The organism is Polaromonas sp. P1_G2 (genome assembly GCF_056405515.1).
Window position 1 is genome coordinate 1 of the sequence record NZ_JBFUBY010001310.1, and the last position, 426, is coordinate 426.

Annotated in this window: 1 protein-coding gene and 1 tRNA gene; both read right to left on the reverse strand. The window is 55.4% G+C overall.

Going from position 1 to position 426, the window contains the following annotated elements; translation table 11 throughout:
* Positions 1-80 precede the first annotated feature (80 nt).
* A tRNA-Arg gene (locus AC1D0P_RS30290) sits at positions 81-157 on the reverse strand.
* Positions 158-226: 69 nt separating this feature from the next.
* Positions 227-426 (reverse strand): hypothetical protein (locus AC1D0P_RS30295; RefSeq protein WP_477680115.1); only part of this gene is annotated, 200 nt, incomplete at its 5' end.

Genomic DNA, 426 nt, shown 5'->3' on the forward strand with positions numbered 1-426 from the left:
GCGCATGTACCAAAGCCTGTACCATACGCATCGCCCCAAACGGTTAAACGATTGAATTTATTGGAAAATGCTCGAATAATTGGCGCACCCGACAGGATTCGAACCTGTGACCTTTGGAATCGGAATCCAACACTCTATCCAGCTGAGCTACGGGTGCTTTTGCGCGAAACCGAGAGGCGATTCCGCGGGGCCGGTAGGGCTCTCTTAGCCTAGTCTCCGGCCTTCTTCAATGGCGAATTTCCATGGCGGGGTGGCGGAATTTCGGAATGGCGTCTGCGGCATGTCTGTCGACCTCGCGAAGTGCCCGGCGGAATGCTATGTGGGACGCATGCAATTTCCAAAACTCTTCGGATCGAAACAGGCTCTTCCCATGCAGGAACCGGCACAGGCCTTCAAACATCTGCAGCCGGGTCGGCGCTATCGGGT